Genomic DNA, 15361 nt, shown 5'->3' with positions numbered 1-15361 from the left:
GTTTAAATCAATAATAAATTTTAAATATTTAGTTTTTTTTTAGAAAATTTTAGTTATAAAATTCACTTTTTACTGGTATGATAATTTTTGTAAAGGTGATTAGTTCTATTTGTTAATCTACTAACTAATTTTATTTGTAAGCAGCCTAATAGTGCATCAAAGATTTCAGCAAGTTATGATTATTAGCTCATTTATGGCTATAGTGCTGATTGATTAGCAGGAGGAAGTATGAATATGAATTCTGGCGACTATACATTAGCTACAGCAAATAATCAAGGGGTGCTAGAACCAGAACTAGAAATGAAGTTTGCTCACTTGTTAATAAATCACGCAGTAGATGCTGCCTTCTGTTTAGGAGCAAATGCACAGTTTCTTTACGTCAACGATGCTACTTGCCTGATGACTGAGTATTCCCGTGAGGAATTACTTTCCATGAGGCTGCATGATATAGACGTAGACTTTTCTCTACACAATTGGTCAGATATTAACTCACAGGGTTCCCTTACCTTTAAATCTCGCTATCGGGCAAAAGGAGGGCGGATTTTTCTGGTAGAAATATCTATTAGCTATGTCAAACACCAAGATATGGAATTTGGCTGTGCTTTTGCTCGTGAGAAAACTGATGAAATAGTAGAACTGAGCGTGCAAAAGTGGACTAATGAATTAAAAGATGCTAAAGACAATTTGCAACAGGAATTTTCTCAACTAAAGGTAAAAGAAATAGAACTAAAAACATCTCTTTCTTTACTTAATTCTACTCTTGAATCTACTGCTATTGGTATTGTTGCAGTTAACTTTGAGGGAGATATTCTGAGCTTGAATCAGAAATTTGTAGATATGTGGCAGATTCCAGAGTCCCTAATACTATCTAAGAAATGTCCTCGATGCAAAGCCTTTTTTGAGAACCAACTTAAAGACCCACAAGCCTTTAGTCGGCTGATTTGGGAAGTGTCTAGCCAATCGGATTTCGAGAGCTACGACATTCTGGAGTTGAAAGATGGAAGAGTTTTTGCACACTACTCTAAACCTCAGTGTCTTGGTGAACAAATTATTGGGAGAGTGTGGAGTATTTGGGACATTACTGAATCGAAACGGACTGAAGAAGCATTACGGCTGAACGCAGCTAGATTTCGGATTTTAGCAGAAACAACAGATGCCAGTACTTTTCTGATTCAAGGTACGCGGCTTTGCTACATAAATCCAGCAGTGGAGCAACTCACTGGTTACACAACAGAGGAACTGCTAACAGGTTTTGATCTTCGCCGATTGATTAAAAGCAAAAAACGCAGGCAGGTACGTAAGCAGGGTGAAGCAACTAACTTTGAATATCAAGAGATGAATATTCTGACAAAAAACGGTACGGAGCGCTGGCTAGCTTGCGCGGTTACAATGCTGGACGGAGGTCTGGATTTTGGTGGAAAACCAGTCGAAATGATTGCAGGCATTGATATTACCGATTACAAATATGCAGAATTAGGTCTTAACCAAGCTTTAGACCAAGCAAAACAACTTAGCGAACTTAGAGCGCGTTTTCTTTCTATGGTCTGCCATCAATTTCGGACTCCGCTGAATATTGTTTCATTTTCTAATAGCTTACTTAAAGAAGAAGTAGACAAACGCACACAGAAGAAAATACAACCATTAATCGATCACATTCAAAAAGCTACCGAACAACTTAGCCAGATGTTGGATGATATTTTGTTCTTCTCTAAGGCAGAATCAGCAAAAATAAATTTTGCTCCAAAACCGCTTGAGTTAGTTCAGTTTTGTAATGATTTAGTTACACGAATGCAGATGAGAATTAGCCAAAACCCAATTCATTTTGTGACTGAAGATAAGTTATTAACAGCCTGCATAGATAAAAAATTGTTAGAGCCTATTTTGAATAATTTGCTCGACAATGCAATAAAGTATTCTCCCTCCCAGATGGCAATTGATTTGAAACTATATTGCAAAAATGAAAAATTAATTTTCCAGGTCAAAGATATGGGGATCGGTATTTCAGTAGCAGATCAACAACGAATATTTGAGCCATTTTACCGTGGTAGTAATATTGATCATATACCTGGTACTGGACTAGGACTATCGATTCTTAAAACCCTTGTAGATTTACATCATGGTCAAGTTTCTGTAGAAAGTAAAATTTGTGTGGGCACTACATTTACTGTGATATTGCCATTAATCCAATCAGAGTTTACCAGTACCGAGTTATGAGTGTTGAAATGAAGATATAGGACTCAGGTTTGATTTTTGAAAATATACTGAGACTGAAAAGCCCATTTTCTAAGGATTTTATCTAAAATCCTTTTCAAGAATCAGATAGGATTCCAGGGTAAGCGCATCTCAAACCCTATTGACACGGTAGTTTTGGGGTTCACCCAAAGCACAAATAAGTTCAAATTTACTACACGGAGCCAAGAGGTGGGATTGACATTTTAGTCTTTATGTGGTTAAAGAACATAAAAAGCTATTTGACCTATGTTTTTTCAATCATTTACGACAATTCGTCCTATTTTGAATGAAAAATTGATATTTAGATAGAGTTTTCAGCTTTTTGTCTGTATCAAGAACTACAAAATTAGATGCGCTTATCCTGGATAGGATTCCTATAGTTGTTAATTGAAAACTTAACAATCATAACTGTCGGAACGAAGTAATTAATCTCATGCCTATTTACATACTCACCAAATAGTCTCGTAAGCAGCTTCTGCAAAAAGTTATGGTAATAGAAAATTATGTCCGAATCGTCAAAGAAAATTCTCGTCATTGAAGATGATAACGTTACCCGCAATCTTTATTTAAAGGGTCTTGAGGCTAAAGGTTTTGATACGATAGGTGCTGCCAACGGTCTTGCTGGTATCCAACAAGCACAAGAGCATATACCCGACTTAGTGATTTGCGATATCACGATGCCTGATATGGATGGTTATAGCGTTTTAACTACGCTACGCCAAGATCCTGTTACAGCAATTATTCCTTTCATTTTTCTGACTGGGAGTAGTACCAGAGCAGATGTTCGCAAAGCTATGGAATTGGGAGCAGACGACCATCTTAGCAAACCCTCTACACTAGACGAATTGCTCAGAGCGATCGCTACTCGCTTGCAAAAGCAAGCTACTCTCCAATACTGGTGCACTATTCAATTCGAGAAAGCTGCAAAATCAGTATTTGCGGGTAATACTACAGCGATCACTAGAGATGTTGCCATAGCCTCTGATGAAGAAGTCTCTGATCAAGATCCTTCTAAGTCAATCTTTCCCTGCATTCCTCAATTAAAAGAAGTTTTCGACTTTATCGAAGCCCATTATCATCAAGGAATTACTTTGTGTGATGTGGCTGTTGCTGTTGGTTACTCACCCGCTTACTTAACTAACCGAGTGGCAAAGCAGACAGGAGAGACTGTAAACTGCTGGATTGTCAAACGCAGGATGGCGGGAGCTCGTTTTTTGCTCCAAAATAATAATGAGACAATCGAGAAGATAGCGAAAGCATTGGGCTATCAGGATGTGTCTCATTTCTCCCGCCAGTTTCGCCAACATCACGGTTTACCTCCTCAGGCTTGGCGCAAACAGCATCAGCTTGTATCGCAAAAACAGGTACAACTCTGCTAAAAGTGCTGAAAGCAGATTTAGCAGAGTTGTGTTAGCAAAAAAGGAATCGTCGAAACAGGATTTACGATGCCTGCGGTGGGCTACGCCTACGCATCTACCAAATATGGAAAAAGAGGAAAAAGGGCTTCAGGCAGTATTTCCATCCCCATTCTCCCTTATCCTCAGAAGACTACCGAGTTACCCAATTCAAATAAATAGTTGCGTAAACTCATAGATTAAATCCACCCTGCCCTTACGTAACATGGCTGGATCTAATCTTTCAGTAGTGTTACAAGTCATCAACACAACTAAGCGTTGCTGCATCTGAATACCAGACTCATCAATTACACTCTGATACAAAGTGCCATCCAGCAAGCTCAGAATGTGTTCGGTTTTGTTATTGTATTGGGCTACCTCAGAAGCACGATTTTGCGCTAGATTATCAGCTTCGTTAATAACGATACAGATACGCTCTATGTAAGTCGGTGGGACAAAGTTAGCGATCGCATCATGATCTAAAATAAAAATTACATACCCCAAAGGTACAAGAATTTCTTTTGCTACTGCCTGTGTCCAAACTGTTTTACCAGTACCTGGTTGCCCATGTACAACAACCGCTAACTGGTTTTGATTCAGAATCGCTTGTTGTACAGAATCAGTAAAGTTTTGGATATCTGCTGGAAATGTGCGAATGGAAAATTGACTGTGAACCTTGCCTACACGACTTTGATATCCACTCAGCATCACTGCTAAGTCGTAAGTCGCTTTGTTAATTAGTGGCGCGAGATTTTTCGCCATTAAAGTATATTGTCGTCGCCCGCGATCGTAGGGATCAATTTGCAACCAAACGTCATGCTTCGCCCAGTAAGCATAAACAGTATTGATCACGTCTAAGCGTTCCCAGCTAACAAATTTATCTATAGGAAAATAAAAATCTCTTTCTGAGTAATACTGGGTAATAATGTCGGGATTACCCAACACTCCTAAAACTCGCAGTACAGTAATTTCTTGCAGTCGATTAAGAACATAATCAATGGGAATGCTACTACGACTAACGAATTGAACGATGGGCGTTTCCGTACTCAAAACATCTTTGTAGCGATGATCTGGTGATTGAGGATCTGGCGTGATGTAATTCCAAAACTTTTCAACTTCGTAGCGGGTATTATCAGATACAACATTTAATAAATTAGCCCACCAAGCATAATTATTTCGTCCCAAAACATCAGCAAGATTACTCGCTAAATTCAAACTTTTTTGAGTTAATTCGCGGGAGTCACTATACAACAATTCCCACAAAAACCCCCAGTCTAATTCTCGGTTAAAGGGTCGCCAACCGCTAGCAAGCAAGCTTTGCCGGGTATTATTTGTAGGAGTGCCTTCATTACTTCTAAAATAGTCAAAATCCATATTTATTAGTTATGCAGCGTTAATCGAGTTATTTTAGGTTAAGTATGATATTTTGAAAAAGTTTTCTCGTAATATTAACTAATTGCGTACAAATGGGAATTTTATTTTCACCGTGCTGCACTGGCTAGGAAGTTTTTTTAATTTAACTCATTATTTATGTAACATATTATATTACATTTAACGACTTGCGTCAACTTTTTTGACAAAGCAATTAGTTCTTAATGTACCTGCGCCATTTATCCAGGGTGCATCTCAGTTTTTATTATTCGATAAAATAATAAAATTTAACATGTCATTGCGAACGCGAGTGCGTCTCGTAGAGAGGAGGAACGACGAAGCAATCCCAGCCATTGCGATTGCTTCGTCGTCCCTCCTGGCAATGACGGAAGATTGTTAGATTTTACAAAAGTGGGATGCTCCATTTATCCATCTCTAGATGAAGACTAATATCATCACCGTGGAATTACCCGTAAGATAAAACACATAACCGCACTTTTGACTGATGCCAAAGTTTCTTTCATTGCTGGCTGGGCTACCCACACAAGTAGGAAAACCTCATCCAGGCTTGAATCTGGTAGGGTGCGTTAGGGCTAATGTCCATAACGCACCGAAAATCTGGGATAGTGCATTAGCCTACGGCATAACACACCTGACAAAACTGCTGGCAGGGTGGGATTCCGATTAACCGTAGCATCAACCTATGTAGAGACGCAAAATTTCACATCTTTTCTTGTTAATCAAGTTGAATATTTGCCATTAATTTCTATATAACCCTCTGAAAGATCGCAACCCCATACAGTTGCAGAGGCTTCGCCAATATTGAGGCTAACATGGATATCTACTTTATCTTTGGACATAATTTGCCGCAACTGTTCCAGATTTTCATCAGTTAAGCTATTAGGATAAACTTTCACGTTATCAAAACTAATAACAACTCTTTCTGGATTTATCTGCTGTTCATTTTCACATTTGCCTATAGCCATAGCAACTCGTCCCCAATTCGGATCTGCTCCATAGACGGCGGTTTTTACTAATGGTGAATTCACAATTGCTTTGGCTACTGTTTTAGCTTGTGCATAGTTAATTGCTGAATCTACAGTCACCTCAATAATTTTGGTAGCACCTTCTGCATCTCTGGCAATTTTCAGCACCAATTCTTGTGCAACTTCTTGCAATGCACTGGCAAAATCTGCAACTGAAACTTCACCTGCTAAACCATTAGCTAGAATCACGGCGGAGTCACTAGTAGAAGTGTCAGTGTCTACACTCAGGCAGTTAAAAGTTTTATCTATAGTAGAGCGAAAAACAGAACGAAGGCTATTTGCAGAAATTGCCGCGTCAGTAAAAAAGAAAGTTAAAAGGGTAGCCATATTAGGCTCAATCATGCCAACACCTTTGGCAATTCCTACCAGCTTGGCATTGCCTATTTGCCGTGTCGCTAGTTTCGGTACTGTATCGGTGGTCATAATACCACGGGCTGCCGCATCAAAATCAGCAGCAGTCAAGTTTTTCCCCAATCCTAATAAACCTGCCCGGATTTTTTCAATCGGGTAACGTCTGCCAATTACACCTGTAGAAGCTATCACAATATTATGTGCAGCAATTCCAGTTTCAGTTGCAACTAATTGCAGAACTTCTTGGGCGTCAGCGATGCCAACAGAACCATTAGCTACATTTGCATTCTTAGATATAACGAGAATTCCTTGTGCTTGTGAATCTTTTAAATGATCGCGGCTAATAGTAACGCTTGGCCCGGCAAAAAGACTTTGAGTAAAGACTCCATCAGCAACACAAGGAACGGATGATTTAATAAATACAAAATCATCAGTTGTATCTCGGATTCCCAAATTAGTAATAAATGCACTAAAACCCTGAGGTGTGGAAGATATAGTTAATGACATTTTTCTGGATTTAATAATTTGGATTAATTATCTCATACCATTTCAAAAAAATCTTTGCGACACATCAATAGGCTGTAGGGGCGTATATATGTGCGCTTCTAGCAACGTATCTGTAGGAGAAATTTTATAAAATTTTAAAAGAAGCTAAAAACCTATAAATCAGTTAATGTGACAGTAAATGTCGTCCATCCGTTACCGCTTTCTACTTGAATATTTCCTTGCAGTTGTTCGACTAATTTCTGTACTATAGGTAAACCTAATCCCGAACCACCTTGATTCCAAATGTCTGCATTGGTAACGCGATAAAATTTATCAAAGATTCGTGGTAACTCTGTTACCGAAATTTCTGCTGAATTACTGATAGTAATAATGGTTTTTACAGGCGCTTCCAAGGAATTGGAACGTACACTTAGGATAATTTCACCACCCGCAGGTGTGTATTTACAGGCATTATTGACCAATTCTACTAAAATTCGTTCCAAGCTAATGCCATCTGAGAACAACGGGGGGAGATTTGAAGGGAGATTCAGCTGTAGAGTTTGCTGATGTTCTTGAACACGGATTTCAAACGGCTCAATAACCCAAGGTAACCACTGTTGTAAGAGCAAGGAATCAGGTGTCATAACTGGATAGGATGAACTTTCCAGCCGTTGTAAGTCTAGTAGATCGTTAATTAATCCTAGCTCGCGATCGCACTCGCCTTCCATCAGTTCTAGATAGTGTTGAGCTGACTCAGTAACAGGAGATATTTGTATCATTTGAATCATTAACTTTATATTACTCAGAGGCGATCGCAGTTCATGGGAAACTAAATTCAAAAAGTCATTTTTGAGTTGATTTATCTCCTCCCATTGCACCACAAGTTGCTCTTGCTCAATTTGCTTTTTACGCGCCTCAATCGCTCGTTTGCGCTCAGTAATATCTCGAAAAACTAACACAGCACCTGTAATATTATCTTGATCGTCTTTAATTGGTGCGGTACTGTCATCAATTGGTATTTCTCCACCGTCTTTAGTAATCAGAATAGTTTCTGCTGGCAGACTGACGATAATACCATCTTGAAGGACTTTTATGATCGGACTTTCAATAGAGTTATGAGTTTCTGCATTAGCAATATTGAATATTTCTGATGAATTTCTGCCACAAGCTTCTTCCTGTTTCCATCCGGTTAAATTTTCAGCAACCGGATTCATGAAAGTTACTAATTCTTGCATATCGCTAGCAATCACACCATCGCTGATACTTTTTAAAAGTGCATCTAACCATTTTTTATTTACCTTTAATTGCCTTTCTAAACCATGTTTAGTCATAGTTATTTCAATATTTGTTTGTAGTTCTCTTTCTTTAAAAGGTTTGATTAAGTAAGCAAAAGGCTCAGTTATCTTAGCTCGCTCAAATGTGTTCTCATCTGCATAAGCAGTCAAATAAATTACTGGAATATCCAAACGCTTATAGATTTCTTGGGCAGCTTCTATCCCGTCCATTGACCCTTTTAGCTTAATATCCATTAGCACTAAATCGGGGGATGTTTCTACTGCTTTATTAATTGCTTCTTCTCCTGAAGAAGCGATCGCAGGAACCGTGTAACCGAATTTTATAAGTCGATGCTGTAAATCTTTGGCAACAATAGCTTCATCTTCCACAACTAAAATTTTTGCCTTTGTCATATTTTAGTCATTTTATATTAATGTAAATTTTACTTGGCATTCTACTCCAATAGCACCTTGGATATCGATATTGCCTGCAATTTGATTGATTAAAGCATCTACTAATTGCCAGCCTAAAGATGCCATACTTTTAAAATTGAAATTTGATGGTAAACCAATTCCATCATCACTAACTATAAGTGTAACCTGATGCTCAGTATTTTTGCTAATTTCGATATAAATCGTACCATTTCTACCTGCTGGAAATGCATATTTTAAAGAATTAGATACAAGCTCATGGATAATTAAGCTACAAGGAATTGCTGTATCCAAGCCGAGAAATACTTGCTCATCAATATTTATTTTCAGAGCGATCGCATCTTCGTTAACTTCATAAGCACTAAATAAACTTGCTATCAAATCTCGAATATATTCACCAAAATTAATCTTTGCCAAGTCTTGAGACTGATACAATTTTTCGTGAACTAAAGCCATTGATGCAATTCGCTGTTGGCTTTGTTTGAAGATTACTAAATCATCTTGATCTTTGATATAAGCAGATTGCAAGCTTAACAGACTGGAAATCACCTGTAAATTATTTTTGACCCGATGATAAATTTCTTTTAATAACACCTCTTTTTCTAAGAGTGATGCTTGAATTTGCTCCTCCCACTGCTGGCGATCGCGCAGTGCGGCTTGCCGTTCGCTAATATCTTCGACCACAGAAATAAAATACTTTGGCTCCCCACTAGGTTCGCGCATTAAAGATACGGTGAGATTAACCCAAACTATGGAGCTATCTTTGCATAAATAGCGCTTTTCTATCGAATAAGTTTGAATATTATCTGCTAAAATATCGTCAACATATTTCAGGTCGGCGTTAAGATCATCTGGGTGAGTAATATCTTGGAAAGTTAGCAACTGTAGTTCTTCGGGTGTGTAACCGACAATATCGCAAAGCCTCTGGTTAACTAACAACCAACTTCCATCTATAGCTACATGGGCGATGCCAACAGCAGCTTGATGGAATGTAGGACGGAATTGCTGTTCGCTTTCTCGCAATGCTTGTTCTATTCGCTGGCGCTCAGTAATTTCTGCCTGTAGTGATTGATTAATTCTTGTTAGCTCTGCTGTCCGTAGCTCAACCTTGCTTTCTAGTTGGTTCAGTAAGCTACTTAGTAGCTCCTCTGCTTGCTTGCGCTCAGTGATGTCAGTATGTGAGCCGACCATCCGCACTACGTTACCATCATCATCCCACAATGCCTGACCTCGATCTAAAATCCATTTGTAAGTGCCATCTTTACATAAAAATCGATACTCGATAGTGTAAAACGGTGTTTTATGATCAAAATGGTCTTGAACTGTTTGTATCACGCAGTCAAGATCATCAGGATGCACTCGTATCAGGCATTCATCTAAACAGTTAAAAATTTCCTCGTCTTCGTAACCGAGCATTTCCTTCCAGCGAACCGAGAAGAACACTTCATTGGTTTTAACATTCCAGTCCCAAATTCCATCATTATTGCCGCGCAAAGCTAATTGCCAACGTTGTTCACTTTCTCTCAAGACCTCCTCAGTCCGTATGCGTTCAGCAATTTCCTTTGCTAGTTGGGAGTTTGCAGCCTCTAGTTGGGCAGGACTCGGTACCAGTGCCTGGGGTATTAATGGCACAAGTTGTATGGCTGTCAATACTGAGACAAAAGCGGTGATACCTTTAATTAACCCTGATAGCCAATAGGTAGGGTTCCAAAGCGTCCACACATCCATTAAATGGGTTGTGCCATAAGCAACGATGAATGTGCCAGACATTAGGAACATCCAGCCAAAAGGCATATCTCGCCGTTTACAGACAAAATAAACCAACATCACTGGAATTGAATAATAAGCAAGTCCAGTTAACACATCTGAAACCAGATGCAACCAAACCAATCCTGGTTTCCAGAGGTAGCAATGTCCGTGAGGAATAAACTGGCTAGTAGAGAAAAAATTATTTAAAAATTCCATCATCAAAATCTAATACACTGCACAAGTCTTCACCAAAGCCCGAAGTGTGAAGGAAGAGGTTTTGTAGCTTAAAACCTCTGTAGACGCACAGACGCCTAAAGAGTGGCTTCTGATACTCTAAAGCAGAACACGTTCGGCGTTTGTCAGAGCTTTCCCGTACTAGCCTAATGCTAGTAAAGAATAGCAGTTGGGGCTTCTACATCCTGTATCTGTCATCCTTTCTGAGTTTTTTAAGCTGATAATGTAAGGTTTATTGAAATAAAAGTACCGCGATCGCTTTGCTTTTTGTTACCGTAGATTCTCTGAAATGAACTCTTTATATATATAAATGCCTTCACGAAATCACAGTAATATTTCGCTTATCTAAAATAACTATTACTGAATTTTTAAGTATATTTTCGGTTTAATAGCCTTCAAATTCATATCTTTATACCACGTAAAAATTATAAAATTTTGGTTACCTGTGACTCACACCATACGGTGATATGTGCTTTTGACTTAGTGGTAGGCTGACGAATTTCCTTCTCTTGGGGGCCTGTCAATAACACTTTTCATTTGTCCAAAGTCCAATAATGGTCAGCCCCAACTCTTGGAGATAAATTCGCGTTCGGGGAAGTCACGCATTCACGCATTCACTCATTCAAAAATTTACCAAGCCCATACTTTGGCTCCTTTCGACTTACTTCGACTACGGTTCCATCGAGCCACTTGTACTGAGCGTAGTCGAAGTAAGTCGAGATGCTCAGTACAAGTCGCTCAGTAACCACAAATAAATTTAGGCGATGCACTGAGCGTAGCCGAAGTGGGCTTGTACCTTTTTATTTCTGGTGACTCACGACAACGCCAATTTCAGATATTGCAGATCGCATAATTCATCTGGAAGATGGTAGATGGTTATCTGGTCAAAGAAGTTTCCTGATATACCAAATGGATGATAACTAAACGCCAGTACATTCTGAATATATCTTTGGGAATACCATTTTAGTTTAATGTTCGTGCTAATAGCCAGTAGAGAAGGAGATGGAAAAAAATTTGTATCAGTCATTAAGTCAAATTAGATATAGCAGTTCCTACATAGGTAAGGTCAAAAAAAATAATTAACCACAGATAAACACAGATATTCGTAAGGACACAGCATTGCTCATTGGTGTCAACTTAACGTAAAAGCTATGTCCCACAAGGAACTGAAGTTCCTCTCTTATAGCGAAAGTTATCTCTTGATGACTAAATATAGCCAAAAATCTTTAGTCTACTTGAGTAGACTAAAGCTTGTAGCCTTGAACTTTAGTTTCAGGCGGGTAAGGAAGCCAACAGTTAAGCTATTTCTAGGCTTTTGTTGACACCAATGAGCATTACCATGTCTCTACCCAGTAGCCATTAAAATGAGAATTGCCATAAAAAACTAACTGACAATAAAAATATTCCTTAAGTCTAATGTAAGACACACCTGGAGTATGAAGTTATAAGTTATCAGGTGAAATATAATTGCAGAGTGTTATAAATGTAGTGTCAAATGTTAGCAACATCTGGCTGCTGACAATTTCTAGTTTATCTCTACCGAACTAACAAAAATTAATGTAAATAAAGTAATTAAATTTATTCAGGTCAAAATCCTGTTTAACTTAGCGATCGCTTGTACTTATTAAGTTGTCCGATGTGAATAATTAAAAGGTTTGTAGTGTACCCTGTCGGAGAAGCAAGCTACACGTCATGTTTTCTATGTATGGCTTTAGCCGTTATAACGAGCCACTTTAATTAGTTCTACATTATTGCGTAACATAGTTTGATTTATTCTTGCCTACTTAGTTAATGCATCTAAATAAGTAACTAAAAAATCGTTAGATTCATTATGATTATTACCAAATTTTATGGTTAAAGATTTTGTTTTTTGTTTACAATAAGCAGCTTTATACTTTGTATCCAAAAAATCCCGGTCACATAAAGATACTTCTGAATGTTTTGTCAACCCTCTGTGTGGATGTGCCAATCCAGGGCAAAATTAGCAGTATGAAGATTGTGCTTATTTTGAAGCCTGCTTGTTTAATTGCAAGCTCCAAAATATTTTATTATCTTCACGGTCAGAAAGTAAGCTTAACCCCAAATTAATTCCTGCGATAGAATTGATTTTACTCTTATGGTAGAAGCCAGAAAAAAAACTAACAGGTATTCTTAATTAGGAATGAAAAAATCATTCACAATAAGTAATTAAAAAATAGGAGCAAGTAAATATAATTTTATTAAAAATAAAGATTATTAATTGTCATTGTGAACAAGCAGACTTTCCTTCTAGGTTCGGAATTATATCATAAATTAGTAATTACTGATTAAGAAGTAGTTTGAACCTGACGAATAGTAAGTTGTTCTGGGAGCTTAAAATGCTTTCAAATTTCTTAAAGAAACTAGGTTAAAGACTCCTCAATCTGTCTTCTAAAAATTTCCCTAATTTAGCAGTGGATCGACTAGACAATATCGGTTTTAAAAATCAATCAACCACAGAAATCTAGAAAATAAAAGGAACCATAACTATGAAGCCGTTTAATTTATCTAAAGCTGTTTTGGCTACTGTCTTTGCCATCAGTTTCGCTTCTTTGTCCTTACCTGCTTCTGTTTATGCCCAAAGCGGAGGCTCCGGTAGCGGAGGCTCCGGTAGCGGAGGCTCTAGTGCTGGCAGTAGCTCAGGTAGTGGTACAAGTGGTACAGGTACTGGCACTACAGGTAGTGGTACAGGCACTGGAACTACAGGCACTGGAACTACAGGTAGTGGTACAAGTGGTACAGGTACTGGAACTACAGGTACTGGAACTACAGGTGGTGGTATAGGCACTGGAACTACAGGCACTGGAACTACAGGCACTGGAACTACAGGCACTGGCACAACAGGTAGTGATACAACAGGTAGTGATACAACAGGCACTGGAACTACAGGCACTGGTACTACAGGCACTGGCACAACAGGTAGTGATACAACAGGCACTGGCACAACAGGTAGTGATACAACAGGCACTGGCACTACAGGTAGTGATTCTACAGGTACTAATAGGAATACAGGTGTTGTAGCTTCCGAAAGAACTAGCGATCGCGGTTTCGATTGGGGTTGGCTAGGTTTACTTGGTCTAGCTGGTTTAGCAGGTTTTGCTCGTAATCGCGAAAAAGTCCGGGCTTATAACGATCCTGATGAAGTAACAGGCACTCGTTCTAAATAGAATTCACTACACTGTAGGAGCCGTAAAGCTGTCGTTTGTTTCAACTTTAGGCTATTACAGTGGTTAGACCATATATGTAGGGGCACAATATATTGATATTGCGCCCTTACAATGACACCCAGTTCGCTCAAGTCGAGCTATTGTCTTGCCCAATGAAGATTACATTTGCCAAAACTTGTATTTTTGTTAACTCACGCACAAGGCGTTGAGCTTGATGTTTATAAAGTGGTATCGGCAATACTCCAGGCAAATTATTCATCCATTGCCTAGCAGTAAGGGGAGTACATCCCGTAATCAAGACTATTTCTTGGGCGCCATACATAATAGCATTTGTAGTTAGAGCTTTTTCAATCTGCACTTGCCAAAGGCGAGGCAGCATTTCACCCCATTCAATTCGCTGCAAACTACTGCTTGTGGCTAAAACAATCAAGCGATCGCCAGCATAAAGCTTAACATCATACCAGGGCATCAAGGAGTAATTGTCTCGGCTATATTTCTGGTAGAGAATCGGTACAACACTGTACCCATAGGCTATTTCAGATAAAAGCAACCCATTGAGAGTATCGCCATCTTCAATTTTGTATTCCGTCACCATGACTATTTGCTCGCTCAAGTGAAACAAGCTCAGAACATTTTCTCCAAAGGCAGCACAAGCAAAGACTTCTGCCGATAAAGCCGCGCCACACAAAACTTGGGCATAGGGAAATAGAGGGGCAATATTATCACTAAAATGGCGATCTTGAGAGCGGATAATCAAGCTAGTGGCGGGGTTTATTGCATGAGCCATCAAACCAATTTCCAGATTTTCCATATTATCGTCCCCAACTAAAACGATGCTTTTAGCACGGGAGAGATTCGCCTTAGCGAGTGCTTCGGTAGCATTGCCAACAATAAGGGGCATATCTGGTAAAGTGTTTTGGTCGAGAGTGGTACTATGAATTCCTACTAACGGCTGGTTGAGTTCTTGCAAAAGAGCAGCCACTCTCTGTCCCAAGCGATTTAAGCCAATAATCACCACATGGTTGCCTTGTGGTATTGGAGGATGGGAATTGAAAAACTGAAATCTTGAAGTGACAAGAGCATCAGTCAGCAGTGCGTATAATACTCCCACGAAAGCTTGACCTGTTAACGTGAGTCCCAAGCTAAACAAGCGCAACCACCAAGGCATCTGATCTGAAGGTTCTGATTGCGATGAAAACTCAACACCGCCAAATAAATCTCCGTATCCTCCCAAGAGCAAAACTCCTGTCGCATAAAAAGCTTCTTGGAGAGTAATGTGGGGATAATATAAGCGGTAAAGAACTATTCCAGCAAACCACAGGATGAGTACAGTAATCGCATAGATTGTCGCAATTCGCCGAATTTGATTTTGGCTTTGGTAATAAGATTGCCAAAATTGCGCCATTTTGTCCTTGAGATTCTTCGCTGTGATGCCTTGGACAAACTGTTGCCGCTGCCACCTTTGACTATGAGATTTCCGGTGTTGCTCAGATAAAGCCAAATCGTATGCAACATCAATGTAAACTAGCGTGTCTCCTACCTGCACTTCTGCTTGTTTGAGTCGATGGGGGATATTATTCCCCGCACCTCTCAGTTAAATCTGGGCG

9 protein-coding genes are annotated in these 15361 nt (G+C 39.1%); 4 read left to right on the top strand and 5 right to left on the bottom strand.

The window, feature by feature from the left end; all coding sequences use genetic code 11:
* The first annotated feature begins 228 nt into the window (after positions 1-228).
* Together ACFFAP_RS25765 and ACFFAP_RS25760 are read left to right on the top strand one after the other, a co-directional pair.
* Positions 229-2214, top strand: a complete 1986-nt coding sequence (locus ACFFAP_RS25765) for a scytonemin biosynthesis sensor histidine kinase (protein ID WP_375513886.1) — start codon at positions 229-231, stop codon at positions 2212-2214.
* Between the two features lie 521 nt (positions 2215-2735).
* A complete protein-coding gene (locus ACFFAP_RS25760; protein ID WP_375513885.1) occupies positions 2736-3611 on the top strand; it encodes a response regulator in 876 nt (291 codons plus the stop codon).
* A gap of 186 nt (positions 3612-3797) precedes the next feature.
* Here ACFFAP_RS25760 and ACFFAP_RS25755 read toward each other — a convergent pair whose 3' ends face one another.
* The gene (locus tag ACFFAP_RS25755; protein ID WP_375513884.1) at positions 3798-5000 is read right to left on the bottom strand and encodes an AAA family ATPase; all 1203 of its coding nucleotides are present in this window, start codon (positions 4998-5000) and stop codon (positions 3798-3800) included.
* Between the two features lie 502 nt (positions 5001-5502).
* On the opposite strand from ACFFAP_RS25755, the gene ACFFAP_RS25750 reads away from it, so the two are divergent.
* Complete coding sequence (locus tag ACFFAP_RS25750; protein ID WP_375513883.1) at positions 5503-5685, top strand: hypothetical protein; 183 nt, start codon at positions 5503-5505, stop codon at positions 5683-5685.
* Positions 5686-5737: 52 nt separating this feature from the next.
* On the opposite strand, the gene argJ is transcribed toward ACFFAP_RS25750, so the two are convergent.
* The 3 genes from argJ to ACFFAP_RS25735 form a co-directional block, all read right to left on the bottom strand.
* Positions 5738-6901 (bottom strand): bifunctional glutamate N-acetyltransferase/amino-acid acetyltransferase ArgJ, encoded by a 1164-nt coding sequence (argJ, locus tag ACFFAP_RS25745; RefSeq protein WP_375513882.1) that lies wholly within the window; start codon positions 6899-6901, stop codon positions 5738-5740.
* Positions 6902-7053: 152 nt separating this feature from the next.
* On the bottom strand, positions 7054-8568 hold the full coding sequence (locus tag ACFFAP_RS25740; protein ID WP_375513881.1) for a response regulator: 1515 nt from the start codon (positions 8566-8568) through the stop codon (positions 7054-7056).
* 12 nt (positions 8569-8580) lie between these two features.
* Entirely contained in the window at positions 8581-10554 is a 1974-nt protein-coding gene (locus ACFFAP_RS25735; protein ID WP_375513880.1) for a PAS domain S-box protein, read from the bottom strand.
* A 2522-nt stretch (positions 10555-13076) separates the two neighbouring features.
* Here ACFFAP_RS25735 and ACFFAP_RS25730 point away from each other — a divergent pair.
* Complete coding sequence (locus ACFFAP_RS25730) at positions 13077-13754, top strand: WGxxGxxG-CTERM domain-containing protein (RefSeq protein ID WP_375513879.1); 678 nt, start codon at positions 13077-13079, stop codon at positions 13752-13754.
* Positions 13755-13881: 127 nt separating this feature from the next.
* Here the strand turns inward: ACFFAP_RS25730 and ACFFAP_RS25725 are convergent, their stop codons facing one another.
* On the bottom strand, positions 13882-15300 hold the full coding sequence (locus ACFFAP_RS25725) for a potassium channel family protein (RefSeq protein ID WP_375513878.1): 1419 nt from the start codon (positions 15298-15300) through the stop codon (positions 13882-13884).
* Positions 15301-15361: the final 61 nt, after the last annotated feature.

Origin of the sequence: uncultured Nostoc sp. (assembly GCF_964245575.1) — a bacterium.
GTDB lineage: Bacteria > Cyanobacteriota > Cyanobacteriia > Cyanobacteriales > Nostocaceae > Nostoc.
Note: the sequence above shows the minus strand (reverse complement) of the source record. Positions and strands in the feature narration are given on the sequence as shown.

Bases quoted from the DNA above. Each gene is read 5' to 3' on its own strand.
- ACFFAP_RS25765 (WP_375513886.1), top strand. From the start codon at position 229: ATGAATATGAATTCTGGCGACTATACATTAGCTACAGCAAATAATCAA.
- ACFFAP_RS25760 (WP_375513885.1), top strand. From the start codon at position 2,736: ATGTCCGAATCGTCAAAGAAAATTCTCGTCATTGAAGATGATAACGTT.
- ACFFAP_RS25755 (WP_375513884.1), bottom strand. From the start codon at position 5,000: ATGGATTTTGACTATTTTAGAAGTAATGAAGGCACTCCTACAAATAAT.
- ACFFAP_RS25750 (WP_375513883.1), top strand. From the start codon at position 5,503: ATGCCAAAGTTTCTTTCATTGCTGGCTGGGCTACCCACACAAGTAGGA.
- argJ (WP_375513882.1), bottom strand. From the start codon at position 6,901: ATGTCATTAACTATATCTTCCACACCTCAGGGTTTTAGTGCATTTATT.
- ACFFAP_RS25740 (WP_375513881.1), bottom strand. From the start codon at position 8,568: ATGACAAAGGCAAAAATTTTAGTTGTGGAAGATGAAGCTATTGTTGCC.
- ACFFAP_RS25735 (WP_375513880.1), bottom strand. From the start codon at position 10,554: ATGATGGAATTTTTAAATAATTTTTTCTCTACTAGCCAGTTTATTCCT.
- ACFFAP_RS25730 (WP_375513879.1), top strand. From the start codon at position 13,077: ATGAAGCCGTTTAATTTATCTAAAGCTGTTTTGGCTACTGTCTTTGCC.